Here is a 24,828-nt window from a genome sequence, read left to right on the forward strand (position 1 = left end):
AACGCACCCGGCGGGTAGCTGCTGATCGAAAGGGTTGGGCCAGGGTGAGCGATAACCAGAACCTGCTCGCGGAGCAGCGGCGCGCCCTGATCCTGGACGAGGTCAGGCGGCGCGGCGGGGTGCGGGTCAACGAGCTCACCCGCAAGCTCAACGTGTCGGACATGACGGTCCGTCGCGACCTGGACGCGCTGGCCCGGCAGGGCGTGATCGAGAAGGTGCACGGCGGCGCGGTGCCGGTCGCCGAGGCGAGCACCTACGAACCGGGGTTCGAGGCGAAGTCCACGCTGGAGCTGACCGCGAAGGAGGACATAGCGCGGGCGGCGGCGGCGATGGCGGTTCCGGGCAGTGCTATCGCCCTGGCGGGCGGGACGACGGCGTTCGCGCTGGCGCAGCAGCTGGTCGACGTTCCGGATCTGACCGTGGTGACGAACTCGGTCCGGGTCGCCGACGTCTTCTACACGGCCCAGCGGACGGCGGCGAGCACCGGTTCCGGGCCGCGCCCCGGGGCGGCGACGGTGGTGCTGACGGGAGGGGTGCGCACCCCCTCGGACACCCTGGTAGGGCCGGTGGCGGACGCCGCGATCCGGTTCCTCCACTTCGATGTGCTCTTCCTCGGGGTGCACGGGATATCCGTGGAGGCGGGGCTGTCGACCCCGAACCTGGCGGAGGCGGAGACCAACCGGCAGTTCGTGCGGTCCGCGCGTCGGGTCGTGGTGGTGGCCGACCACACCAAGTGGGGCACCGTGGGGCTCAGCTCCTTCGCCTCGCTGGACCAGGTGGACGCGATGGTGACGGATTCCGGGATGCCGGCCGAGGCGCGCGCGGTGATCCGTGAGCACCTTCCGGAGCTGCTGGTGGCGGGCGAGCCGGCGGACGACGTACGAGGCGTCGCGGACAGCTGACGCCCCGACAGCTATGGTGCGGACATGACACGGCGCCTTCGCTCCGTCGGGCTCGACTTCGCCGATGCCGCACCGCTACGGCTGGCCTTCACCGCCGAGTCGGCCGCGCCACCGGGCGCGGTCTTCGACGTCCTCGCGGACGTGGCGGGCTGGCCGGCCTGGTTCACGGCCGTCTCCCGCGCCCGCCCCTTCGACATCGACGGGCGGCCCCACCGCGAGGTCCTGCTGCGCGGCGGGGTCCGCTTCGTGGAGACCGTCCTCGCCGCCGACCCGGCCCGGCGCTACGCCTACCGCGTCGACGAGACCAACGCGCCCGGCCTTCGGGCGCTCCTGGAGGTGTGGCAGCTGACGCCCTCGGGCCCGACGGCGGCCCCGACCCCGGTCCCGGGGTTCGAGTCGGGACCGGGGGACGGAGCCTCGCGCGGCGCGGGGACGCGCATCCGGTACGTCTTCGCGGTGGACGGGACGGCCGCGCTGCGCTGGTCCGTGCGGGCCGCCCGCCCGGGCATCGGCGCCTCCTTCCGCCGGGCGGTGGCCGCACTGACGGCGCGGGGCGTCTCGCCGTGACGGCGCGGGGCGTCTCGCCGTGACGGCGCGGGGCGTCTCGCACTGACGACACGGGCTGCCGTCTCGCACTGACGAGGCGGGCCGTCTGAGCCCCGCGGGCCGCGGCTACTCGCTCCAGCGGCCGGTGGCCAGGAAGCCGTCGAGCGCGAGGGTGTACGGGGTGATGTCCAGGCCCTGGTCGGCGAGCCAACTGTCGGAGTAGTACTTGTCGAGGTAGCGGTCGCCCGGGTCGCACAGCAGGGTGACCACGCTGCCGGTGCGGCCGGCGGCGACCATCTCGGCGACGATGCGCAGCGCGCTCCAGAGCCCGGTCCCCGTGGAGCCGCCCGCCTTGCGGCCGATGACCCGCTCCAGGGCGCGTACGGCCGCGACGCTGGCCGCGTCCGGCACCTTCATCATCCGGTCGATGGCGGTGGGCATGAAGCTGGGCTCCATGCGCGGCCGTCCGATGCCCTCGATCCGGGAGCCGCGGTCGCTGGTGGCGTCCGGGTCGTCGTGCACCCAGCCGTCGAAGAAGCAGGAGTTCTCCGGGTCGGCGACGCAGACCCGGGTGTCGTACTGCATGTAGTGGACGTAGCGGGCGATGGTGGCGGAGGTGCCGCCGGTGCCCGCGGTGGCGACCACCCAGGCGGGCTCCGGGTACCGCTCCAGGCGCAGCTGCTCGTAGATCGACTCGGCGATGTTGTTGTTTCCGCGCCAGTCCGTCGCCCGCTCGGCGTAGGTGAACTGGTCCATGTAGTGGCCGCCGGTCTCCGCCGCGAGGGCGGCGGACGCCTCGTACATCGTCCGAGGGTCGTCCACGAAATGGCACCGTCCGCCATGGAACTCGATGAGGCGGCACTTCTCGCGGCTGGTGGTACGCGGCATCACGGCGATGAACGGCACGCCGATCAGGTTGGCGAAGTACGCCTCGGAGACGGCGGTGGAGCCGCTGGACGCCTCGATGACCGGCCGGTCCGGCCGGATCCAGCCGTTGCACAGCCCGTAGAGGAAGAGCGAGCGGGCAAGTCGGTGCTTGAGGCTGCCGGTGGGATGGGTCGACTCGTCCTTGAGATAGAGATCGATCTTCCATTCCTCAGGCAGCGGGAACCGCAGCAGGTGCGTGTCGGCCGAGCGGTTGGCGTCCGCCTGGACCTTGCGCACGGCCTCCTTGAGCCACCTCCGGTAGCCGGGATCGCTGCGGTCTACATCGATGGTTTCGGTCGCTTCCGGCGCCGTGCTGTCCACGCTGCCCATGGTCTTTCCTTTGGTCGTGCCCCGGCCCGGCTGGCATGTGCCGGTCCGTTTCGATCATATGTGGGCACTGGTGCCGGGCTCCCGTCACAGGCAGACTGCGCACGAGGGACACTGTGGGAGCGAGGCCCGCCGAGTGCGGGGCCCGCGTGCTGTCACATCACCGGGGAGGCGGTTCACCGTGGCCGAAACCGAGTTCAACGCCCGTGGGGTGCGGATCGAGAAGTCCCTGCGCTCCGTCACGCGGGCCGGACAGGTGCTGATCAAGAACGGTCGACTGGAGCTGCTCACCAGTGACAGCCGGGAGATCGACAGCGCTCCGGTGCAGTCCGTCCAGGCCAGCCGGCCGTGGTTCGCCGGTGACGACCAGGCACTCGCGACGGTGAACGGCACCCGATACCGCCTCACGCTGGGCGAGAACCAGCCCGAGCCGTCGGCCAAGGCCACGGCCGGCCGCGGCGCCGCCACCCGCTTCCTCGACGCCATCCGCAGCGCGCGCGGGCGCGTCGCACAGGACTGAGCCTGGACCTCGCCGCCGGGGCGTGCCGCCGCGGCAGCGCGCGGCGTCCCCACCCGGCGTAACGGAGCGAGGCGCAGGCGCACACCGACACAGGCAGGGAACAGGCACAAACACGCCTCGGGCGCATCAGAAGTGACCCGAGTTGCGCATGCGAGCGGGTGGGTTGACCCTGGACGCGTATCAGTATCACTGAGGGTTAACCGGCGGTGACGCTGAGAACCGGCCCCCTCCGGTCGTGCGCGGCGGCCAGCATTGCCGCACACGTTCGTCGCCCGCATCTGAATCAGGCTAGCCCTAACTCTTCTCAGGGAGTCGCAGCCGTGATCAGTCGTCCAAGCAGGCACTGCACGGTGGAGCTCCAGGCTCTGCCGGCGCGGATCGGACAGGTCCGCAGAATCGTATCGGCGCAGCTGCGCTACTGGCATCTCGACGAGCTCATCGACCCCGCGGCGCTCGGCGTCACCGAGTTGCTGACCAACGTCCACCGGCACGCGGAGCCCGACAAGGAGTGCACGGTGGAGATCGTCCTCATGCTGGACCGACTCACCGTCTCGGTGCGCGACCGCGATCCGCGACTGCCCAGCCTCGGCGACGCCGACCCGGTCAGCACGCACGGCCGCGGACTCGCCCTGGTGGAGGCGGTCAGCGAGAGCTGGGGCATGCACGCGCGGGACGACGGCAGCGGCAAGGTGGTGTGGTTCACGCTCGCCGTGCCGCAGACCACCGCCCCCGCCAGGTCGCCGTTCGCTACGCACGGCACCGGGCGTGCGGCCCCGCCCGACCGCCGGGACCCGGTGCGCCCGCCGGCCACCCCGGTGAACATCCGCGAACGCGCGAAGTCCGGTGTGGCCGGCTGACCACCACGAGGCCGTACGGGCATGGTGGTGGCGCCCCGTGGGCCGCGCCCCCGTGCCCGAACGGCTCGTGCGCCCTCGTAGGGCGGCCGTCGCGCCCTCGTAAGGCGGCCGTCGCCACCTACAGAAGCCGTCGCTCGTCCAGAGCGGCCGTCGCCTTCCTGGAGCGGCGTCACCCATACAGAGCGGCCACCGCATTCCTGCAACGGCCGTCGCTCGCCTGGAACGGCCGTCGCCTTCCTCCCTCTCCGCCGTCCGTCGCTCGCCTGGACCGCCTGTTGCGCGCACGCTCTTCGGGAGAGTGGGCCCGCGCGGCGCGCGGTGTCGTCGCCTCGGTCCCGGCGCCTCGGTTCCGGTGCCCCGGTCCGTTCCCGCTGGTCGTTCACTCCGCGGCCACCGCGCGGAGCAGGTCGCGTCGAGCCGCGCGCCGCGCGGGGCGCAGCCCGGCCAGCACTCCGGCGGCGACCCCCACCAGCGCGACCACGGCGAGCGGGACGGCCGGCAGGGTGAAGGCGCCGGCGCGCTCGCTGTCGGAGGCACGGACCAGCGCCCAGCCGAGGAAGCCGCCGAGGGCGAGGCCGCCGACGGTGCCGAAGGCGGCGACCAGCACCGACTCCCAGCGGACCATGGCACGCAGTTGGGAGCGGGTCTGGCCGACCGCGCGCAGCAGGCCGAGCTCCCGGGTGCGTTCGTGGACCGCGAGCCCGAGGGTGTTGGCGATGCCGAGGACCGCGATCAGCACGGCCAGGGCCAGTAGCGCGTAGACGAGGCTGAGCATCATGTCGATGCCGCCGGCCGAGGAGGCGGCGTACTCCTCCCGCGTCCGCACCTCCGGACTCCCGTACGCGGCGGCGGCCCGGGAGACGGCGGCCTTGCCGTCGGCCGCGGAGACGCCGTCCTCAAAGGCCACGGCGACGAGCGTGTCGGCCTCCTGGCCGCGGTGCGGCGCCCAGGCCGCGCGGCCGAGGACGTAGTCGCCGGCGAGGCCGTCCTCGGCGTACACGGCCTGGACCGTGAAGGGCCGGGTGACGCCGTCGGCGAAGGTGAGCCGGGCGGTGGAACCGACGCGCCAGCCGCGCCGGTCCGCCTCGTCGGCGGAGACAGCGAGGCCGCCGGTGCCGAGCGTGCGGAGCGAGCCCTCCACCCGGCCCAGGTCGAGGACCGCGGCCAGGGCGGCGGGGTCGGTGACGGTCAGGCTCCGCCCTCCCCCGTCCACCTTCGCCACGCCCCGCCCGAGGCCGAGCGCGGTCTCCACCTCCGGCAGCGCGCCCAGCGCCGGGGCCAGTCGGGGGCTGAGCCCGCTGCCGCCCGCCCCGAACCCCGGCGCGCTGACGGCGACATCGCCCGCGAAGCCGCGCGCAACCGTCTGGTTCAGGGTGGTCTTCACCGAGGCGGCGAAGACGGTGAACAGGGAGACGACGGCGACGCCGACCATCAACGCGGCGGCGGTGGCCGCGGTCCGCCGGGGGCTGCGCAGCGCGTTGCGCCGCGCCAGTCGGCCGGTGACCCCGCGCAGCCGGACGAGTGGGGCGCTCATGACACGCACCGCGGCCCCGGCGAGGACCGGACCGAGCACGAGGAGCGCCGCGAGGGTGAGCAGCGCGCCGGCCGCGGTCAGGGTCAGGGAGGGAGCGCCGGCCGCTCCGGTGGCGGTGAGCGCGACGCCGGCCACCGCCAGCCCCGCCCCGACCGCGGTGCGGCGGCGGGGCACACCCGTGGGCGGGGCGGCGGTCTCCCGCAACGCGGCCAGCGGCGCGGTGCGACCGGCCCGCACGGCGGGCAGCAGCGCGGAGGCCACACAGACCGTCAGGCCGACGGCGCACGGCAGCAGCAGCGAGCCCGCCGTGATCACCAGGTCCCCGCCGGGGAAGGGGAAGCCGAGCGCGGGGAGGAGCGCCCGGAACCCGGCCGCCAGGCCGATGCCGCCGGCCAGCCCGGCCAGCGAGGCGACGACCGCGACGGCCGCGGCCTCGGCGAGGGTGGCGCCTACCACCTGGCTCCGGGCAGCACCCAGGGCGCGCAGCAGGGCGTTCTCCCGCGTGCGCTGGGCGACGACGATCGCGAGCGTGTTGTGGATGGTGAAGACCGCGACCAGCAGCGCGATCCCGGCGAAGACCAGCAGGAAGGAGGTGAACAGGGTCAGGAAGGCGCCGGAGACCAGATCGAGGCTCTCCTCGGCGGACTCCTGCCCGGTGACCGCCTCGATGCCGTGGGGCAGCACGGGCGTCAGGGCGGCGACGAGCTCCCGCTGGCCGACCCCGGGGTCCGCGCGCACCAGGATGTCCGCGGCCCGCCCGGGCCGCGCGCTGAGGTACTTCTCCGCGTCCGCGCGGGTCAGCCCGGTGAAGGTGGTCTTCCCCATGCCGTCCTCGCCGCCGAAGCTGGCCAGGCCGACGATGCGCACGGTGACCGGGTCGGGGGTGCGCAGCACCGCCGTGTCGCCTACGCGCAGCCCGCCCTCCTTCGCCGCGCCGCGGTTGACGACCGCCTCGCCGCTCACGCGGGGCGCGCGCCCCTCGGCCAGCCGGTACGGGTTGAGGCGGGGGTCGTCGATCCAGTTGCCGGCGAGGGTGGGCGGCCCCTGACCGCCGACGGGCTCGCCGTCACGGCCGACGAGCTGCCCCGCGCCCCGGATGTCGGGTTCCGCCGCCGCCACGCCGGGCACCCGAGCCACCGTGCGCGCGAGCTCCGTCGGCACCGGCTCGCGGGTGCCCTGTGTCTGACCGGAGACGGTGATCACGTCCCTGCTGCGCACCACCGCGTCCGTACCGCCGGTCGCCTCGCCGAACATGGTGTCGAAGCCGGCCCGCAGCGTGTCGCCCATGACGAGGGTGGCGCCGAGGAAGGCCACACCCAGCACGACGGCGAGGAAGGTGCCCGCGAAGCGGCGCTTGTGGGCGCGCAGCGAGGCGCGGCTGAGCCGCAGCGCGGCCCGGGGCCCGGTCATGGCGTCACCTCCGCGCGGGAGTCACCGGGCGTATGGGAATCGCCGCCGGGCGTACGGGAGTCGTCGCCGGACGCGCGGGAATCGCCGGGGGTACGGGAGCCGTCGCCGGACGCTCGGGAATCGCCGGGCGTACGGGAGCCGTCGCCGGGCGCGTCGGAGGTACCGGACACCGCGCGGGACGCGTCAGACCCACGCGAGACCGCGCGGAACCTGCCCGACCGGGGCGTGCGGGACTCCGCGCGGGACGTGTCGGACCGGGGCGTGCGGGACTCCGCGCGGGAGGCCGTGTCGACGGCCTTCAGGCGGTCCAGTACGCGGTCGGCGGTGGGGTCGGCCATCCGGTCGACGAGCCGGCCGTCCGCGAGGAAGACCACCTCGTCGGCGTGCGCGGCGGCCACCGGGTCATGGGTGACCATGACCACGGTCCGGCCCATGGTGCGCACCGCGCGGCCCAGCAGTCCGAGCACCTCCTCACCGGATCGGGAGTCCAGGTTTCCGGTCGGCTCGTCGGCGAACACCACGTCGGGTCGGCCGGCCAGGGCTCGGGCGACGGCGACGCGTTGCTGCTGGCCGCCGGAGAGCTCGGCGGGGCGGTGGCGCAGCCGGTCGCGCAGCCCGACGACGTCGACGAGCGTCTCGGTCCACTCCCGGTCCTCGGCGCTCGGTCGGGCGCCGGCGAGATCGCGCGGGAGGCTGATGTTCTCGGCAACGGTGAGGGTGGGCACGAGGTTGAACGCCTGGAAGACGAAGCCGACGCGGTCGCGCCGCAGCAGCGTCAGGCGGCGGTCGCCGAGGCCGCCCAGTTCGGTGCCGGCGATGTACGCCCGTCCCGAGGTCAGCGTGTCGAGGCCGGCGGCGCAGTGCATCAGCGTCGACTTCCCCGAGCCCGAGGGGCCCATGATGGCGGTGAACCGTCCGGTCGGGAAGTCGAGGGTGACGCCGTCCAGGGCGCGGACCTCGGTGTCGCCGGCGCCGTACACCTTGACGGCGTCGACGACCCGCGCGGCGGGGTGCCCGCTCATGCCGCGGCCCCCTTGCCGCCGCCGTGTCGGCCGAACCGCTCGTCCAGGACGGACAGTCGGCGCCGGTACTCGTCCTCGTCGATCTCCCCGGCCGCGAAGCGGCGACCCAGGAGGGCGATCGGCGAGGGCTCGCCGTGCGCCTCCGCCCGCTCCTTCGGCGAGGGGCCGCGGCCGCGCCAGACGGTGCCCCGCAGCAGGGCGATGCCGCCGACCACGACCAGCGCCCAGACCAGGGGAACGAGCAGGATCCAGGGGCCGGGCCCGCCGCCGTCGGCGAAGGCGTGCGCCAGGGGGTCCATGTCGGTTCAGCTCCTCGGTGCGATGTCCTGTCGTCGGCACCTGTCGTGCGTCGGTGCGCGTCGACCTGCCGTCGCCTTCGAGCCTCCGCCGACGATGTGCTCCGGGTCGTCGTACGACCGGCGGCACTCGGCGTACCCCCGCAGGAGTAGGCACGCGGGAGTAGGCACGCGGGCGGCCGTGTACGCGGCCCTCTTCGGGCTCGCGTCCCGGACCTGTCGCGGCCCGTTCCGGAGCCGTTCCGGGCCCGGCTCCGGCGCGCGCTCGCCGGGGGCCCGGGCCCACGCCTGGCCGCTGTACCAACTAGTATGTACAGTGATCACATGAGCACAACGGAACGCCTGATCGAGAGCACCCAGGAGCTCCTGTGGGAGCGGGGATACGTCGGCACCAGCCCCAAGGCGATCCAGCAACGGGCGGGCGCGGGCCAGGGCAGCATGTACCACCACTTCCGTGGCAAGCCCGACCTCGCGCTGACCGCGATCCGCCGCACCGCCGAGCAGTTGCGGGCCGCCGCCGAGGCGTCGTTCTCCGCGCCGGGCGCCGGGGCGTACGAGCGCGTCCGCGGCTATCTGCTGCGCGAGCGCGACGTGCTGCGCGGCTGCCCGGTGGGCCGGCTGACGATGGATCCCGACGTCATCGCCGACCCGGAGCTGCGACGGCCGGTCGAGGAGACCCTGGACTGGCTGCGCGGGCGGCTGGCGGAGATCGTCGCGGAGGGGCAGCGCCAGGGCGAGTTCGTCGCGGACCTCGACCCCGCGCGGATCGCCGCCACGGTCGTGGCCACCGTGCAGGGCGGCTATGTGCTCGCCCGCGCGGCCGGCACCACGACCCACTTCGACCTGGCGGTACGGGGGTTGCTGGACCTGCTCGCGGCCGCCCGTACCCCGGCGGCCTGACCCCCGGACGACCCCACTCGAGGAGGACCCCATGGAGATCACCAGGAATCGCCCCGACACCCGACCCGGGCCGCCGGAGCGCTTCACCGGCACGGTGTGGCTGGACGAGCTCGCGGCGCCGCCGGCCCCGTCCCGACTGCGCCTCTTCAGCGTCCACTTCGCCCCGGGCGCCCGCACCTTCTGGCACCGGCATCCGCACGGTCAGGTGCTGCACGTGACCGAGGGCGTCGGACTCGTCCAGCGCGCCGGTGGGCCCTTGGAGGAGATCCGGGCCGGCGACACCGTGTGGATCGCGCCCGGCGAGGAGCACTGGCACGGGGCCGGCCCCCGCACCTTCATGACCCACCTGGCCGTCGTCGAGGCCGCCGCCGACGGCACCACCACCGAGTGGGTCGCCCCGGTCGGCGAGGACGTGTACCCGGCCTGACCCGCCCCCGAACGAGAGACACTCCATGCACGCGATGCAGTACCGCATCACCCTGCCCGCCGACTACGACATGACGATCATTCGCCGTCGGGTGCGGACGAAGGGCCATCTGCTCGACGACTTCCCCGGACTCGGCCTGAAGGCGTACGGAATCCGCGAGCGCGGGGTCGACGGCTCGCCGGTGAACGCCTACGCGCCGTTCTACCTGTGGACCAGCACCGAGGCCATGAACGGCTTTCTCTGGGGCCCCGGATTCCGCGGGCTCAGCCATGACTTCGGCCGCCCGACCGTCGAGAACTGGCTGGGGCTCGGCTTCGCGCGCGGCCCGGCCACGGCCGCCGCGCCGGGCTTCTTCAGCCGCCGCGCGGAGCCGGTCCCGGCCGGCACCGACCCGGACGCCGCCGTCGAGCGCGCCCTGGAGGAGCTGGAGCACCGGGCGGCCGCGGACGGAGTGCACTGCGCCGCCGTCGGCATCGACCCGCACCGCTGGGAACTGCTCCACTTCACCCTCTGGGCGGACGCCGCTCCCACCGCGGACGGGGAGCTCTACCAGGTGCTGCACCTGTCCGCCCCGCACCTGGACGAGCTCCCGCGAGGGCGGGGGTGGTGACGGCCGCGCGCCCCGCACCTCCCGCACCGAGCGTGCGCACGGTGCTGGGCGACGTCCCCGCCGCCGAGCTGGGCGTGTGCGACGCCCATGACCACCTCTTCCTGCGCAGCCCGCTGCTGCCCGGCCAGGAGCTCGACGACCCCGCGGCGGCCGCCGACGAACTGCGGGCCTTCGCCGCGGCGGGCGGCCGCGCGGTGGTGCAGTGGACCCCCTACGGCATGGGGCGCGGCGCCGGTCACCTCGCGGAGCTCTCCCGCGCGACCGGGGTCCGCATCGTCGCCGCCACCGGCCTGCACCAGGCGCGGCACTACGCCCCGGCGCTGCTCGACCGGGTACGGGACCGACTGGCCGAGCTCTTCCTGGCCGAACTGACGCTCGGGATCGGGCGCGTCGAGGGGATCGAAGGCTTCGAGCCCTCCACGGACCTGGAGGTCCCCGGCAGCGGCGGTGGGGCGGCGAGAAGGGCCACTCACGCGGGGCATGACGCGGAAACGCCGCCGCGAGTGGAGCGCGACCGGGTAACAGCGCCCCGCGCGGAGCGCGACACGGAAACGCCGCCCCGCGCGGAGCGCGTTTCGGAGACCTCCCCCCGCGCGGGGCTCATCAAGGTCGCCGGCGGGTTCCACGGCCTGGACGCCCATGCCCGCGCCACCATGGCCGCGGCCGCCGTCGCCCACCACCGCACCGGCGCCCCCATCGGCGTCCATCTGGAGCTGGGGACGGGCGCGTTGGACGTGCTCGACCTGCTCTGCGGCGAGCTGGGCGTGGCGCCGGACCGGGTGATCCTGGGCCACCTCAACCGTTCGCCCGACCTTCCCGTCCACCGCAAGGCCGCCGAACTGGGCGCCTACCTCGCCTTCGACGGCCCCTCCCACGCCCACCACGCCACGGACTGGCGCCTTTCCGACGCCCTGTCCGCCCTGGCCGACGCCGGACACGCCGACCGGCTGCTGCTCGGCGGCGACACCACCACGGCCGCGGCCCGCTTCGTCAACGGCGGCCCCGGCCTGCCGCACCTCCTCCGCGGCCTGCGCGCACGGCTCGAACTGAGCCTTCCGGCCGAGCTGGTGACCCGCGTGTTCACCGCCAACCCGGCCCGCGCCTTCGCCGTCGACTGGCCGGCCCCGGCTGGCTGAGAAGCGGCCGGGGACACGCGCCGATCGCACCCGTGCCCAGGCGGGTACGAGGCAGCCGCGCCGCGCGGGCACAGGGCAGCCGCGCCCGCGCGGGCCGGCGCACCCGCCCGGCCGGGACCCCGGGCCCACGGCCCTACGCGGTCGTCAACGCCCCCAGCGGATCGTCCAGCACCGGCTGCCAGGCCAGCTCGGCGGCGCCGACGAGGCTGTTGTAGTCGAGCGTGCAGGGCAGGATCGGCACGCCGCCGCTGCGCCCCCACAGGCTGCGCTCGGCGACGACCGCGCGGAGCCGTTCCGGGTCGGCCTCCAGCAACTCGCGGTGGAGGCCGCCGAGGATGATGCGGTCCGGGTTGAGGATGTTCACCAGTCCGGCGAGGCCGAGGCCGAGCCGGTCGATCAGCTGGTGGGTGGCGGCCCGTACCCGCGGGTCCCGGGGCACGGAGCCGGCCCCGCCGTCCGGGGCGGCGGCCACGGCCGGCCCCACGGCGTCGCCCGACGTCACGTCAGAGGCGCCGCGCCCACCGGTGGCCGCGGCCGTGCCGGCGGCGTCGTCCGCGGCCGACTCCCCGGGGACGCCGGCGCCGACAGGCTCCCCGTACTCCGCGCGGAGCAGCTCGCGGGCCTGCTGGAGCAGCGAGACCTCCGGCCCGGGCTCGCGCCCGGCCGCGGTGAGGAAGGCGAGCGGGTCCGCCTCGATGTCCAGGCAGCCTCGGCTGCCGCAGTGGCAGGGCGCGCCTTCGGGGTTGACGGTCAGATGGCCGACCTCCAGCGCCAGCCCGGCGCTGCCCGTGTGCAGCCGGCCGTCCAGGACCAGCGCACCGCCGACGCCCCGGTGACCGGTGGCCACGCACAGCAGGTGCTGGGCGCCGCGGCCGGCCCCGTGCCGGTGTTCGGCGAGCGCCGCCAGGTTGACGTCGTTGCCCGCGAACCCCTCGTGGGGAATGTCGGCCGCCGCCAGGCTGCGGGTGAACAGCTCCCGCACCGGCGCGCCCGCGGACCAGGCGAGGTGCAGCGGGTTGAGCGCGGTGCCCTCCGGCTCGGCGACGGCGGACGGCACCGCCAACCCCGCGCCCACACAGCGCCGTCCGGTCTCCCGCAGCAGCCCGGCGCCCGCCTCGACCACGGCGCCCAGCACCTGGGCCGGGTCGGCGGGCACGGTCATGCAGCCGGGCGCGGTGGCGACGATCCGGCCGCCGAGTCCGACGAGCGCGGCGCGGAAGCCGTCGGAGTGCACCTGGGCGGCGAGGACGACGGGGCCGTTCGGGGCGATCGCGAGCCGGTGCGAGGGACGCCCCTGGGAGCCCGCGGCGCCGCCCGGCCGCGCGTCGACCTGGATGAGGCCGAGCGCCTCCAGCTCGGCCGCGACGGCGCCGGCGGTGGCGCGGGTCACGCCGAGTTCGGCGGTCAGCACGGCACGGGTGGGCGCGCGGCCGGTGTGTACGAGCTCCAGTGCCGGGCCGAGCGCACTTCGGCCCCGCTCCAGCCTTGTCCGAGTCTGGGTCACAGCCCTATTCTCACTTTGTGCCGACGCTAAACAAAATACGGGCGGCTATGCGCGGGCAAACGGCGGGCAACGCGCCGGATCCCGCCCTCTCCCGCCTCCGCGCAGCCCTGACCCTCTTCTTCGCGCTCGACGGCTTCGTCTTCGCCGGTTGGGTGGTCCGCATCCCCGCCGTCAAGGAGCAGACCGGCGCTTCCCCCGGAGCGCTCGGACTCGCCCTGCTGGGCGTGTCGGCGGGCGCCGTGGCGACCATGGTCGTCACCGGGCGCCTGTGCCGCCGCTTCGGCAGCCACCCGATGACCGTGGCGGCCGCCGTCCTGATGTCGCTCAGCGTCGCACTGCCGCCGCTGACCCACTCGGCCCTCGCCCTGGGCCTGGTGTTGCTCGTCTTCGGCGCCGGGTTCGGCGGCCTCAACGTCGCCATGAACAGCGCCGCGGTCGACCTGGTCGCCGCCCTGCGACGCCCCGTCATGCCCACCCTGCACGCCGCCTTCAGCCTCGGCGGCATGGCCGGGGCGGGCCTCGGCGGACTGGTCGCCGGGCACCTGTCCGCCACCCGCCATCTGGCGCTGCTCGCCGCCGCCGGGGTACTGCTGGCCCTGTTCGCGGGCCGCACCCTGATCGCCCTACCCGCACCCACGGTTCCCGGCACGGCCGCGACCGCGACCCCGGACGGGTCGACCACGGGCGCCACGGCGTCGGACGACGGCCGGCCGCAAGCCGAGCGGCACTCCGCGCGGGCGGGCGGTTCCCGCTGGCCGGTACTGGTCTTCGGACTGATCGCCCTGTGCACGGCGTACGGCGAGGGCGCGATGGCCGACTGGGCCGCGCTCCACCTCGACCAGGACCTCGGCGCCTCCCCCGGCATGGCCGCCGCGGGCTACTCCCTCTTCGCCCTCGCCATGACCGTGGGCCGACTCACCGGCAGCGCCCTGCTGGAACGACTCGGCCAGACCCGGGCCCTGGTCGCGGGCGGCGCCACGGCCGCGGCCGGGATGCTGCTGGGCTCCCTCGCCCCCGTGCTTCCGCTCGCCCTGGCGGGGTTCGCGGTCACCGGCCTGGGCCTGGCCAACATCTTCCCGATCGCGATCGGCCGCGCGGGGGCGCTGGCCGGCCCCGACGGCGTCGCCACCGCGTCCACCCTCGGCTACGCGGGCATGCTGCTGGGCCCGCCGACGATCGGCTTCCTGGCGGACTGGAGTTCGCTCTCCACGGCCCTGACCACGGTGGCACTGCTGTCCGCGCTCGCCGCGGCCGTCGCGTACGGCACCCGGCACACGGTGCGCGACAGCGGGCGGCGCACGGCGGGGACGGAGCCGCGGTCCACGTGACGGGGCGACGCCCGGAGAGGGTTACTTGCGAGTAACAAAGCGTGCTAGCGTCGCCGGCATGGCCCGTAGATCACACTCAGCGCAGACCCTGCGGCGCGGCATCAACCTCTGGCCGCCGTTCCTGTTCGCCGGCGTGCGCGTGCTCCACATCGCCGACGACTGGAGCGGCGCACGGGTCCGGCTCCGCATGCACCGCTTCAACCGCAACTACGTGGGCACCCACTTCGGCGGCTCGCTGTTCGCCATGGCCGATCCGTTCTGGATGCTGCTCGTCATGAACAGCCTGGGCCGCGACTACATCGTGTGGGACAAGAAGGGCGAGATCGACTTCGTCTCCCCCGGGCGCGGGGACGTCTTCGCCGAGTTCAAGCTCACCGAGGACCGGCTGGAGGAGATCCGGCAGGCCACCGCGGACGGCTCCAAGGCTCTGCCCTGGTTCGAGAACGACGTGGTCGCGGCCGACGGTACGGTGGTGGCACGGGTCCGCAAACAGCTGTACGTGCGGCGCAAGGAGCGGGCCTGACCTGGAACGACGAACAGACGGCGGAGGGGTTCGGCATGGCGAGGGTCCGGAATCAGGCAGGGCGCGACGCGCTCACCGTGGAGATCGTGTTCGCGGTCTTCACCGGCGCGCTGCTCGCCGCTCCGCTCTTCGTGGCCGTCGCCTCCCCCGCGCTCTTCGGCGACCCCGACGAGGGCCGCGCGAGCGCCTGGATGGTCGCCGGCGCCATCACCGCGGCGGCCGGTTTCACGGTGCGCGTGGTGCGGGTGCTGCGGCGGTTCAGCCGAGCCGAACGGGCCTGAGCGGCGGCTGACCGCGCGGACGTGCCGGGACGGAACGCGCGACCGCGCGGACGCACGGTGCGAGCGGTCGTGCGACCCGCGCGGGCACGCGGAGCGGAGCGACCGGTGACGCGGACCGGCGGAGGCGTCACCCGGACGGCGCGCCGCCCGGACAGGGTGTCATCCGGACAGGGCGTCACCCACAAGGCGCGTCACCCACAGGGCGAGAGGCGGCGGATGTGACCGGGGAAGCGGCGGCGCGGGCCGCCGAGTGGCGATGTGCGGGGCTGCGTTGGGATCGCACGGGCCCCGCGCTGGCCTGGCAGCATCCGCTGCGCGGCCGCCGCACCTCGCCCCTCTCCCCCGGCCGGCCCCTGGCCTTCACCACCGGCGCGCGGCGCTCCTGCGTCGGCGTGCGGCGCGGCGACCGGCACACTCCCTGCCCCACGGCCGCGGAGGTGCCGGTCACGGCCGCCTCCGCCCAGTGCGCCGACTGTGCGCGGCTCGACCGCTCGTACTCGGTCGCCGCCGACACCCGCACCGACGACCCGCGCCCCTACGACGTCTACCTCGCCTGGTTCGGCCCCGGCCTGACGAAGGTCGGCATCACGGCGGCCGAGCGCGAGGGCGTCCGGCTGCTGGAGCAGGCCGCCCTCTCCTTCACGCTCCTGGGGCGCGGCCCGCTGATGGCGGCGCGCCGCGCGGAGGCGGTGTTGGGCGCCGCGCTCGGCGTCCCGGACCGCATCCCGTACGCCGCCAAGCGCGGCGGCCGTCTGGCGCCGCCGCCCCCGCGCGAGCGCGCCACCGAGCTGGCGACCCTCTACGGGCGGGCTCGCGAACTGCCGGGCTGGCCCGAGTCCCTGGAGGCGCTGCCCTGTGCGCCGGTCCACCATGACGAGATCTTCGGCCTCGGCCGTATCCGCTCCCTGGACGGCGTCGTCGCCCTCGCCCCCGGCAGCACGGTGGCGGGGACCGTCGAGGCCGTCGCCGGGCCGGATGTGCACCTGCGCACGGCGGACGGCCGGATGCCGCTGTTGGACGCCCGGCGGCTGGCCGGCTGGGCGCTGTCCGCGGCCGCGCCGGGCTCCGCCATGACGGCGGAGGTACAGCCCCTGCCGGCGCCCGCGACCGAGCCGGAGCGGCTCTTCTAGAACCCTCTCACCGGGAGGTCCCGCGCGGCTCTCGCCGGGAGGCACTCGCCGCGCGGCGCCGGGAGGCTCTCCCCGAGCGGCGCCCGGCCGGAGGCTCCCGCCGAGGGCGCCGGGGAGCTCTCGTCGAGCGGCGCCGGGGTCCGGGCTCCGTTCAGCCGAGCCACCCCGGCCGCACCAGCCCCGACTCGTACGCGAGGACCACGAGTTGGGCCCGGTCGCGGGCGCCGAGCTTGACCATGGTGCGGCTCACGTGCGTCTTCGCGGTGAGCGGGCTGACCACGAGCCGCCGGGCGATCTCCTCGTTCGACAGCCCGATCCCCACCAGCGCCATGACCTCACGCTCCCGCTCGGTCAGCCCGGCCAGCCGGGCGTCGGCCGCGGGCTCCTTGGAGCGGGCCGCGAACTCGGCGATGAGGCGGCGGGTGACGCCGGGCGACAGCAGCGCGTCCCCGTCGACGACGGCCCGTACGGCGCGCAGCAGTTCCTCCGGCTCGGTGTCCTTGACGAGGAAGCCCGAGGCGCCGGACCGGATGGCCTCGAAGACGTACTCGTCGAGCTCGAAGGTGGTCAGCATGACCACCTTCACCTCCGACAGCGCGGGGTCCTCGGTGATCCGGCGGGTCGCCGCGAGGCCGTCCAGCCGCGGCATGCGGATGTCCATCAGGACCACGTTCGGGCGCAGTTCGCGCACCTGGGAGAGTGCCTGCTCGCCGTCGGCGGCCTCGCCGACCACCTCGATTCCGGGCTGCGCGTCCAACAGGGCGCGGAACCCCGCGCGGACCAGCATCTGGTCGTCGGCGAGCACGACGCGGATCACGGTTCGCCCTCCTTCTCGGCCGCGCCCACCGTACCCGTGTCTTCGGGCTCGACGGCGCCCGCGCGGGCGAGCGGAAGGCGGGCCAGCACGCGGAAGCCACCGTCCGGGCGGGGGCCGGTGGTCACCGTGCCGCCGAGGGCGGCGGCGCGTTCGCCCATACCGACCAGCCCATGGCCGCCGCCCCTGGGGCCCGCGGACGCCGCGGGGCCGTCGTCCTCCACGCGCAGTTCCAGCGCGCCGCGCGTATAGCGCAGTCGGACCCGCGCGGTGCGCGCCTGGGAGTGCCGGATCACGTTGGTCAGGGCCTCCTGGACGATACGGAAGGCCGCGAGGTCGGCGCCGGGCGGCAGCGCGGACCGGGTGCCCTCCACGCTGACGTCGACCGCCAGTCCGGCCCCGGATGCCTGTTCCGTGAGCTCGCCGAGCCGGTCCAGGCCGGGCGCGGGCGCGCGCGGGGCGGCCCCGGGAGCGCGCAGCGCGTCGAGCACCTGCCGGACCTCGCCCAGCGCCTCCTTGCTGGCGGCCTTGATGGTGGTGAGCGCCGCGCGCGCCTGCTCGGGGTCCTGATCCAACAGCGCCAGCCCCACGCCCGCCTGGACGTTGATGACGGAGATGCTGTGCGCGAGCACGTCGTGCAGCTCGCGCGCGATGCGCAGCCGCTCCTTGTCCGCCCGGCGGCGCGCGGCGGCCGCCCGCTCCGCGCGGTCGCGGGCCCACTGCTCGCGCCGGGCGCGCGCGAGCTCGGAGGCGGCCAGGACCGCCACGACCCAGGCGCCGACCACCAGCTCCTGGCCCCAGGGGGCGGGTCCGTCGCCGGACGGGGGCAGCCATCGGTAGAGCCAGTGGGCGATGAGCAGATGGCCGCTCCACAACATGGCGAGCGCGCCCCAGGCCGCGTACCGCCGTCCGGCGACGATCGCCGCGTAACACGCGATGACGACGCTGAACAGCAGCGGCCCGTAGGGATAGCCCGCACCGAGGTAGAGCATGGCGGCAGCGGAGGTGCCGAACACGGTGACCACCGGGTGCCGGTGGCGCAGCACCAGCAGCGCCGGGGCGAGAACGAGCAGCACGGCGGCGAACACGTCCAGGTCCGCCCGTTCGGGCTGGCCGCGCTCGGCGAACCGGGTACCGACGACGGTGAAGGCGAGCACGAGGAGGGTCGACCGCCACGGCAGCCGCGCCCCCGCGCGACGCTCCCCCTCGTTCTCCCACGCGCCGATGCCGCGCCACCACGGTGCCCGCTCGCTCCGCCACACCCCCTGCGGACCCGCCCAGGGCGCGCGTCGCGCCCACCGCCCGCGCGGCGAAGCGATGCGCTCGCGCGGCGTCGCGGTCCGGTCGTCGGTCCCGGCCTCCTCGCGCGACGGAGCGGCGTCCCCGGGCGGCGGTCCGGGCTGTCCGTACGACGGCTCGCCCCCGCGCGGCGAGGCGGGCATGCGGTGCGACGGCTCGTCCTTACGCGGCGAGACAGGCGTGCCGTGCGACGGCTCGCCCCCACGCGGCGACGCGCGCTCGCCATATGACGACGCGTCCCCGCGCGGTGTCGCGTCCTGGCCCGGCACCGCATCCCCCCGCGGCGCCGTGCCCCCGCGCGGTGTCGCGTCTCCGTCGAGCGTCTCGTCTCCGCGCGGCCCCTCGACTCCACCCGCCGCACCGGGAGCGCTCGGCCCGACCTCGCCGCCCGCGCCGCCCGGCTCATCGCCGTACGGCGGCATCCCGCGTCGTCGTGATCGTCGCCCGCTCATCCGCCGCGCCTCATGCCGGCCTCGCGTCCGCCCTCATATCCGCCACGCTAGACCGGAACGCGGGCGGTGGCGTCGGCCCAACGCGGTCATCGCGGCTACTCCCCGGGGAGTATGGAAGAGCTGCTCACGCCCCCAGGGGGCGGCTCCGCGCGGAGTGCCGAGCGGGTGCGGGGAACGGCGGGGGTCAGAGGCCCGCCGTATGGGCCAGCCCGGCCGCCGCGTGGGCGAAGAAGTCCTCGCGCGCGTCGACCACGTTGGTGAACTGGCCGAACAACTCGAAGCTGATCAGGCCGAAGAGCTGCGCCCAGGCGGCGACGAATCCGGCGAAGGCGGCCTCGGGCAGATCCTCGGCCTCCAGCGTCCGCGCCAGTCGGCGCGCGTCGCCGAGCACGCCCTCCGGGAGGGCGGCTGGGTCCGGCACCCGGAGCGCGCCTGCGGCGTGGGCGTCGCGGGCGACGCCCAGCAGCGTGAGGCCGACGCGGGAGGCGGGGACGACGGTGTCGCGCGGGGCGGCGTAGCCGGGCACCGGGGAGCCGTAGATGAGCGCGTACTCATGCGGGTGGGCCAGGGCCCAGCCCCGTACGGCCCGGCAGACGGCGGTCCAGCGCTCCAGCGGAGCGCCGCCCGCCGCCTCGGCGGCCGCGGCCTCCGCAGCGGCGCCGATGGCGTCGTAAGCGTCGACGATCAGTGCGGTCAGCAGGTCGTCGCGGCTGGGGAAGTAGCGGTAGAGGGCGGAGGAGACCATGCCCAGCTCCCGCGCGACGGCGCGCAGCGACAGCTTGGCGGCGCCCTGCTCCGCGAGCTGCCGGCGCGCCTCCTCCTTGATCGCCGCCGTCACTTCGGTACGGGCCCGCTCTCTGGCCCCTCGGATCGCACTCATGGAGGCAGTGTGCCATCGGATCGGAGCACCAGCCAAGAACGAGAGCACTGCTCTTGCATGCGCGACACCGACTCTGTAACACTGCTCAGCAACGAGAGCACTGCTCTCATTGCGACGAGGAGGCCCCCATGGCACAACGCTCCGAGCACCACATGAAGACCAGTCGACTGGAGACCGCGCTCTTCCACCGCCCCATCGCCTGGCTGGCGGCACACGGCATCAGCCTCAACGGCAAGGCCGTGCTGGCCGTCCGCGGACGCACCAGCGGTCAGTGGCGCACGGTTCCCGTCAACCCGCTCAACCTCGACGGCGAGCGCTATCTGGTCGCCCCGCGCGGGGCGACCCAATGGGTCCGCAACCTCCGCGCGGCGGGCGGCGGCGAGCTACGCGTGGGTAAGCGGATCGATCCGTTCACCGCGGTGGAGCTGGCGGACGCCGACAAGCCCGCCGTGTTGCACGCCTACCTCAAGCGCTGGGGCTGGGAGGTGGGCCGCTTCTTCGACGGCGTCACGGCCACGTCCCCCGAGAGCGAGCTGCGCCGCGTCGCCCCGCGGCACCCGGTGTTCCGGATCACGGGGTGACAGCGCACCGCGCGAACACCACGCCCCCCGGCGGCACACCGCGCGACAGCGGGCCCGCGTCAGCGCACCGCGCGACGGCTGCTCCTGCTACGGCGGGCCCCGCGGCAGCCCGCCGCGCGGCACCACATCCCGTAGCGCACACCGCGCGGAAGCGCATCGCACCGCAGCGCACCGCACGGCACACACCGAGCCCCGCCGTCCGAGGCCGCGTCACCCCCCGCATCCCGCGCGGGGAAAGCGCCGCATCGCCTGGCACGGCGACGCCCCGCGCGCGGCCGGCGCCCGGGGCGGCCCGAGGGCTCAGCCCTTGTCGACCGCCATCAGGGCCCGCCGCGCCATCGGATGCGTGCGCACCAGCTCGGCCAGCGTCGTCGTACCTCGAGTGATCTTCGTGAAGGCGCGCCAGGCCGGCCGGAAGCCGGTGATGGCCGCGTGGAACATGCCGGGGCGGCGGGCGTACGCGGCGTACAGCCGGCGACCGACGCCCATCTCCACACCGAGCCCGGACTTGATGGCGAAGGCGTAGTTCAGGGCCTGACGCCGGGCGTCGACCGCGTCGTGCGCCTCGGCGATCCGCACCGCCCACTCCCCAGCGAGCCGCCCCGAGCGGAGCGCGAAGGAGATGCCCTCGCGGGTCCACGGCTCCAACAGGCCGGCCGCGTCACCGCACACCAGCACCCGACCGCGCGACAGCGGCGAGTCGTCGGAGCGGCAGCGGGTCAGATGCCCGGAGGAGATGCTCGGCTCGAAGCCGGCCAGGCCCAGTCGGGCGATGAACTCCTCCAGATAGCGCTTGGTGCCGGCGCCCTCGCCACGGGCGGAGATGACGCCCACGGTCAGCGTGTCGCCCTTGGGGAAGACCCATCCGTAACTGCCGGGGATGGGGCCCCAGTCGATGAGCACGCGGCCCGCCCAGTCCTCGGCGACGGTCGGCGGCACCGGGATCTCCGCCTCCAGGCCCAGGTCGACCTGGTCGAGCTTGACCCCGACATGGGCGCCTATGCGACTCGCGCTGCCGTCAGCGCCGACCACGGCGTGGGCGAGCACGGTCTCCCCGCCGGACAGCACCACCGCGACCGTGCGCCGGTCGGGGACGGACGGGCCGTGCTGCTCCACGCGCGAGACGGCGGCGCCGGTGCGGACCTCGGCCCCCGCGTCCTGCGCCGCCCGCACCAGGCCGGCGTCGAATTCAGGCCGGTTGATGAGGCCGAACAGCGGCTGCCTGGAGCGGCGGGTGCGGGTCAGCCTGCCGTTCAGCGAGAACGTCACGGCGTGCACGCGCTCCCGCAGCGGCAGTTCGAAACCGGGCGGCAGCGCGTCTCGCGAGGGGCCGATGATGCCACCGCCGCAGGTCTTGTAGCGGGGCAGTTCGGCCTTCTCCAGCAGCAGCACCCGGCGTCCCGCGACGGCGGCGGCATACGCCGCGGAGGCACCCGCGGGGCCCGCGCCGACCACCACGACGTCCCACACCGGTTCACTGCCCTGGCTTGCGTTGTCGCTGCTCACGTGTGCTGTCGCTCCACTTCGACCGACTTGATCCGGCTACCGGGGCATCCTACGGCGCGCCCGGTTCGGGCAGCGCTGTGGGAGGATCGACCACGCACCAAGTCGTACAAACGTACCCACCACAGTGCCCAACGCCGAGCACCTCAGGAGCGTTCCCATGGAGCAGGCACCACTCGCCTCGTCCGCCGACCCGGCGATCGCCCGGACCGTCGCCGCGCTGCAGCCCCGCGCCCGCGCGGAGCTCGCCGAGCTGGTGCGGTTCCGGTCGGTGGCGGATGAGGCGCAGTTCCCGAAGAGCGAGTGCGAGGCCGCCGCGAACTGGGTCGCGGACGCGCTCCGCGCGGAGGGCTTCACGGACGTCGCGCTCCTGGACACCCCCGACGGCACGCAGTCCGTCTACGGCTACCTGGCCGGCCCGGCGGGCGCCCCGACCGTGCTGCTCTACGCCCACTACGACGTGCAGCCGCCGCTGGACGAGGACGCCTGGCTCTCCCCGCCGTTCGAGCTGACCGAGCGCGACGGCCGCTGGTACGCGCGCGGCGCGGCCGACTGCAAGGGCGGCGTGATCATGCACCTCACGGCGTTGCGCGCGCTCAGGGAGCACGGCGGGGTGCCGGTCAACGTCAAGGTCATCGTGGAGGGTTCGGAGGAGCAGGGGACCGGCGGCCTGGAGCGGTACGCCGAGGCCAACCCCGAGCTGCTGGCCGCCGACGTCATCGTCATCGGCGACAGCGGCAACTTCCGGGTCGGCCTGCCGACCGTCACCGGGATCCTGCGCGGCATGACGCTGGTCCGGGTCCAGGTCGACACCCTCGAAGGCAACCTGCACTCGGGGCAGTTCGGCGGCCCCGCCCCGGACGCGCTCGCCGCGCTGATCCGCATCCTGGACTCGCTGCGCGCCGAGGACGGATCCACGACGGTCAAGGGGCTGCCGGCCGACGGCACCTGGGACGGCATCCCCTACCCGGAGGAGGACTTCCGCAGGGACGCCAAGGTGCTCGACGGCGTGGAGCTGACCGGTTCGGGCACGGTCGCCGACCGCGTCTGGGCTCGGCCCTCCGTGACCGTGATGGGCATCGACTGCCCGCCGGTCGTGGGCGCCACCGCGTCCATCCAGGCGAGCGCCGCGGCGCTGGTCAGCGTGCGGATCCCGCCGGGCTTCGACGCCACCGAGGTCACCGGGCTGCTGACCGCGCACCTGGAGCAGGCCGCCCCGTGGGGCGCCCGGGTGGCGGTCGAGCAGCTCGGGCAGGGTCAGCCGTTCCGCGCGGACACCGACAGCCCGGCGTACGCCGCCATGGGCGCGGCGCTCTCCGAGGCCTACGACGGGCAGCAGATGGCGGTCTCCGGGATGGGCGGCTCGATCCCGCTCTGCAACACCCTGGCCGCCTTGTACCCGCGGGCCGAGATGCTGCTGATCGGGCTCAGCGAGCCGGACGCGCAGATACACGCCGTCAACGAGAGCGTCTCTCCCGAGGAGCTCCAGCGGCTCTCCCTCACCGAGGCCCTCTTCCTCCAGAAGTACGCGGCCGCCCACGCCCGCTAGGCGTCGCCGCCCGCCCGGCCCACGCGGCCGGGCCACGACGGCGCACGGCCATTCGCGACGCCCGGCCGAACCACCCGTCGCCCGGGGCCCGGCCCCCGGTGACCTGCCGGGCGGGTCGGACCCCGGCCCGCGCGGGCGGCCGACTCCCGCGGTCCGGGGTCGGACCCCGGCCCCGCGCGGGCGGCCGACTCCCCCGGCCCTCACGTCCCCGTCCCGCGGTCCCTCCGTCCCGCGACCGCCGCGGCGCCCAGGACGACCGCCGGGGCACCTGGGGGCACCTCGGTTCGCCCGGGGTCGTCCGGGCCCGGGCCGGGATCCAGGGATGGGTCCAAGGCCAGGGCCGCGGGATCGGGCGCCCCAGGGTCACGGGCCCAGGGTCACGGGCCCAGGTCACGGGCCCAGGTCACGGGCCCGTGGTCGACCGGGCGGTCCGATGTCGGCGGTCAGCCGACCGGCACCCCCGCCTCGAGGTGCAGCGGACGCCCCCGCTCGCGCGCCCGCAGCGCCCAGCTGAGCCGGTGCAGCCGGGTCGGTGGCAGCAGTTGTGCCGCCTCGCGCTCGGAGACGAAGCGCCAGCCGCGCAGCTCGTCGCCTGGCAGCAGCAGCCGGCCGGCGGTGTCGGCGTCGAGCCGGCCGCCGTCGAAGAGCAACCGCAGACCGCCGTGGCCGGGCGGCCGGGGCGGTTCCCAGTCGACGACGAGCAGTCGCAGCGGCCGGTCCAGCCGTACCCCCAGCTCCTCCGCGACCTCACGGACCGCGGTCCGCGTCGGCGGCTCGCCGGTCTCGACGACGCCGCCGGGGAACTCCCAACCGGGCTTGTAGGTCGGGTCGACGAGCAGCACCCGATCCTCCTCGTCGAAGAAGAGGACCCCCGCGGCCACGGTCTGGGCCGTGGGCTCCGGGGTCTGCACGATGTCGCACGGTCCGGCGTCCCCGCGGCGGACGGCCTCGGCGACCCGCTCGGCCGTCTCGTCAGGAGTGAGGGAGCCGGTGTCCAGGACGTAGGCGTCGCCGGTGAGCCAGCTCAGGGCCGACCGGTAGGGCGCGAGGTGGTCCAGGCACCACCGGCGCACCGAAGCGCTGGCCTCGGCATCTCCCGGTATCTCCTCACGGAGCTCGATCCGCCGGCGAAGGATCGTTTCGTCGGCATGCAGCAACACATGTCGCACCGGGATCCGGCGGGAGGCGAAGCCCCCGAAGATCTCGTCGCGGTAGTCCTGTCTGAACAGCGTCATCGGCGCCACCAACACCCCGCCGGTCTCGGCGTACAGCGCCGCTCCGACCTCCACGACGAGCCGCCGCCACGACGGCAGGTCCTGATAGTCCGAAACGTCTTCCAGGCGCTTGCGCGGCAGCATCACGCGCAGGGCGTCGCCCACCAACTCCGGGTCGTAGAGCGTGCTGCCGGGGAGCAGGTCCACCAGGATGCGCGCAGCGGTGGTCTTCCCCGCGCCGAACGTTCCGTTCAGCCAGACGATCACGGTTCCCCCTCTTCCGTCGCCCCCTGTCAGTTCCCGCAACACCCTGCCATGGAAACGCGCGACACCGAGGGAGCCGGACACGCCACAGG

At 75.0% G+C, this 24,828-nt stretch carries 23 protein-coding genes and 1 pseudogene; 14 read left to right on the forward strand and 10 right to left on the reverse strand.

What is annotated here, in order from left to right; all coding sequences use genetic code 11:
- Positions 1–44 precede the first annotated feature (44 nt).
- Positions 45–902 carry a DeoR/GlpR family DNA-binding transcription regulator gene (locus LRS74_RS04565; protein WP_277739763.1) on the forward strand — a complete coding sequence of 286 codons (858 nt, stop codon included), beginning with the start codon at positions 45–47 and terminating at the stop codon, positions 900–902.
- 24 nt (positions 903–926) lie between these two features.
- A complete protein-coding gene (locus tag LRS74_RS04570; RefSeq protein WP_277739764.1) occupies positions 927–1,469 on the forward strand; it encodes an SRPBCC family protein in 543 nt (180 codons plus the stop codon).
- 105 nt (positions 1,470–1,574) lie between these two features.
- On the opposite strand, the gene LRS74_RS04575 is transcribed toward LRS74_RS04570, so the two are convergent.
- Complete coding sequence (locus tag LRS74_RS04575; RefSeq protein WP_277739765.1) at positions 1,575–2,705, reverse strand: PLP-dependent cysteine synthase family protein; 1,131 nt, start codon at positions 2,703–2,705, stop codon at positions 1,575–1,577.
- Between the two features lie 178 nt (positions 2,706–2,883).
- Here LRS74_RS04575 and LRS74_RS04580 point away from each other — a divergent pair, with 178 nt between their 5' ends.
- Positions 2,884–3,222, forward strand: a complete 339-nt coding sequence (locus LRS74_RS04580; protein ID WP_277739766.1) for a hypothetical protein — start codon at positions 2,884–2,886, stop codon at positions 3,220–3,222.
- 320 nt (positions 3,223–3,542) lie between these two features.
- Complete coding sequence (locus LRS74_RS04585; protein WP_277739767.1) at positions 3,543–4,079, forward strand: ATP-binding protein; 537 nt, start codon at positions 3,543–3,545, stop codon at positions 4,077–4,079.
- Between the two features lie 379 nt (positions 4,080–4,458).
- Here LRS74_RS04585 and LRS74_RS04590 read toward each other — a convergent pair whose 3' ends face one another.
- From LRS74_RS04590 to LRS74_RS04600, 3 genes and pseudogenes are all read right to left on the reverse strand, one after another.
- Positions 4,459–7,023, reverse strand: coding sequence for an ABC transporter permease (locus tag LRS74_RS04590; protein WP_277739768.1), 2,565 nt, complete (start codon positions 7,021–7,023; stop codon positions 4,459–4,461).
- Between the two features lie 278 nt (positions 7,024–7,301).
- A pseudogene (locus LRS74_RS04595) lies at positions 7,302–8,045 on the reverse strand (ABC transporter ATP-binding protein); the annotation flags it as partial.
- Positions 8,042–8,344 carry an SHOCT domain-containing protein gene (locus tag LRS74_RS04600; protein WP_277739769.1) on the reverse strand — a complete coding sequence of 101 codons (303 nt, stop codon included), beginning with the start codon at positions 8,342–8,344 and terminating at the stop codon, positions 8,042–8,044. The gene LRS74_RS04600 and the pseudogene LRS74_RS04595, both read right to left, overlap by 4 nt.
- Positions 8,345–8,650: 306 nt before the next feature.
- Between LRS74_RS04600 and LRS74_RS04605 the strand changes: the two genes are divergently transcribed.
- Genes LRS74_RS04605 through LRS74_RS04620 form a run of 4 tightly spaced genes read left to right on the forward strand, consistent with a single transcriptional unit; the run spans position 8,651 to position 11,414 of the window.
- Positions 8,651–9,241: a TetR/AcrR family transcriptional regulator gene (locus tag LRS74_RS04605; RefSeq protein ID WP_277739770.1), complete on the forward strand. Its 591-nt coding sequence runs from the start codon at positions 8,651–8,653 to the stop codon at positions 9,239–9,241.
- Between the two features lie 31 nt (positions 9,242–9,272).
- Positions 9,273–9,668 carry a cupin domain-containing protein gene (locus LRS74_RS04610; RefSeq protein ID WP_277739771.1) on the forward strand — a complete coding sequence of 132 codons (396 nt, stop codon included), beginning with the start codon at positions 9,273–9,275 and terminating at the stop codon, positions 9,666–9,668.
- Positions 9,669–9,693: 25 nt separating this feature from the next.
- Entirely contained in the window at positions 9,694–10,278 is a 585-nt protein-coding gene (locus LRS74_RS04615; protein WP_277739772.1) for a DUF4865 family protein, read from the forward strand.
- A gap of 32 nt (positions 10,279–10,310) precedes the next feature.
- Positions 10,311–11,414, forward strand: coding sequence for a phosphotriesterase (locus LRS74_RS04620; protein ID WP_277739773.1), 1,104 nt, complete (start codon positions 10,311–10,313; stop codon positions 11,412–11,414).
- A gap of 133 nt (positions 11,415–11,547) precedes the next feature.
- Here the strand turns inward: LRS74_RS04620 and LRS74_RS04625 are convergent, their stop codons facing one another.
- Positions 11,548–12,918 carry an ROK family protein gene (locus LRS74_RS04625; RefSeq protein ID WP_277739774.1) on the reverse strand — a complete coding sequence of 457 codons (1,371 nt, stop codon included), beginning with the start codon at positions 12,916–12,918 and terminating at the stop codon, positions 11,548–11,550.
- A 47-nt stretch (positions 12,919–12,965) separates the two neighbouring features.
- On the opposite strand from LRS74_RS04625, the gene LRS74_RS04630 reads away from it, so the two are divergent.
- From LRS74_RS04630 to LRS74_RS04645, 4 genes are all read left to right on the forward strand, one after another.
- The gene (locus tag LRS74_RS04630; RefSeq protein ID WP_277739775.1) at positions 12,966–14,246 is read left to right on the forward strand and encodes an MFS transporter; all 1,281 of its coding nucleotides are present in this window, start codon (positions 12,966–12,968) and stop codon (positions 14,244–14,246) included.
- Positions 14,247–14,304: 58 nt separating this feature from the next.
- Positions 14,305–14,769 (forward strand): DUF4442 domain-containing protein, encoded by a 465-nt coding sequence (locus LRS74_RS04635; RefSeq protein WP_277739776.1) that lies wholly within the window; start codon positions 14,305–14,307, stop codon positions 14,767–14,769.
- 35 nt (positions 14,770–14,804) lie between these two features.
- Positions 14,805–15,050: a DUF6332 family protein gene (locus tag LRS74_RS04640; RefSeq protein WP_277739777.1), complete on the forward strand. Its 246-nt coding sequence runs from the start codon at positions 14,805–14,807 to the stop codon at positions 15,048–15,050.
- Positions 15,051–15,268: 218 nt separating this feature from the next.
- Positions 15,269–16,180: a DUF2797 domain-containing protein gene (locus tag LRS74_RS04645; RefSeq protein WP_277739778.1), complete on the forward strand. Its 912-nt coding sequence runs from the start codon at positions 15,269–15,271 to the stop codon at positions 16,178–16,180.
- Positions 16,181–16,331: 151 nt separating this feature from the next.
- On the opposite strand, the gene LRS74_RS04650 is transcribed toward LRS74_RS04645, so the two are convergent.
- The 3 genes from LRS74_RS04650 to LRS74_RS04660 form a co-directional block, all read right to left on the reverse strand.
- Positions 16,332–16,997, reverse strand: coding sequence for a response regulator transcription factor (locus tag LRS74_RS04650; protein ID WP_277739779.1), 666 nt, complete (start codon positions 16,995–16,997; stop codon positions 16,332–16,334).
- Positions 16,994–18,436, reverse strand: a complete 1,443-nt coding sequence (locus LRS74_RS04655) for a sensor histidine kinase (RefSeq protein WP_277739780.1) — start codon at positions 18,434–18,436, stop codon at positions 16,994–16,996. Before LRS74_RS04655 ends, LRS74_RS04650 begins: the two co-directional genes overlap by 4 nt.
- Before the next feature lie 493 nt (positions 18,437–18,929).
- Positions 18,930–19,625 (reverse strand): TetR/AcrR family transcriptional regulator, encoded by a 696-nt coding sequence (locus LRS74_RS04660; protein ID WP_277739781.1) that lies wholly within the window; start codon positions 19,623–19,625, stop codon positions 18,930–18,932.
- A 128-nt stretch (positions 19,626–19,753) separates the two neighbouring features.
- Here LRS74_RS04660 and LRS74_RS04665 point away from each other — a divergent pair, with 128 nt between their 5' ends.
- On the forward strand, positions 19,754–20,206 hold the full coding sequence (locus LRS74_RS04665; RefSeq protein WP_277739782.1) for a nitroreductase/quinone reductase family protein: 453 nt from the start codon (positions 19,754–19,756) through the stop codon (positions 20,204–20,206).
- 300 nt (positions 20,207–20,506) lie between these two features.
- Here the strand turns inward: LRS74_RS04665 and LRS74_RS04670 are convergent, their stop codons facing one another.
- Positions 20,507–21,712, reverse strand: coding sequence for a geranylgeranyl reductase family protein (locus LRS74_RS04670; RefSeq protein WP_277739783.1), 1,206 nt, complete (start codon positions 21,710–21,712; stop codon positions 20,507–20,509).
- Positions 21,713–21,869: 157 nt separating this feature from the next.
- Here LRS74_RS04670 and LRS74_RS04675 point away from each other — a divergent pair, with 157 nt between their 5' ends.
- The gene (locus tag LRS74_RS04675) at positions 21,870–23,258 is read left to right on the forward strand and encodes a dipeptidase (protein ID WP_277739784.1); all 1,389 of its coding nucleotides are present in this window, start codon (positions 21,870–21,872) and stop codon (positions 23,256–23,258) included.
- Positions 23,259–23,701: 443 nt separating this feature from the next.
- Here LRS74_RS04675 and LRS74_RS04680 read toward each other — a convergent pair whose 3' ends face one another.
- Positions 23,702–24,739: an NUDIX hydrolase gene (locus tag LRS74_RS04680; RefSeq protein WP_277739785.1), complete on the reverse strand. Its 1,038-nt coding sequence runs from the start codon at positions 24,737–24,739 to the stop codon at positions 23,702–23,704.
- Between the last annotated feature and the right edge of the window lie 89 nt (positions 24,740–24,828).

The sequence above is a fragment of the Streptomyces sp. LX-29 genome (assembly GCF_029541745.1).
Taxonomy (GTDB): Bacteria; Actinomycetota; Actinomycetes; order Streptomycetales; family Streptomycetaceae; genus Streptomyces.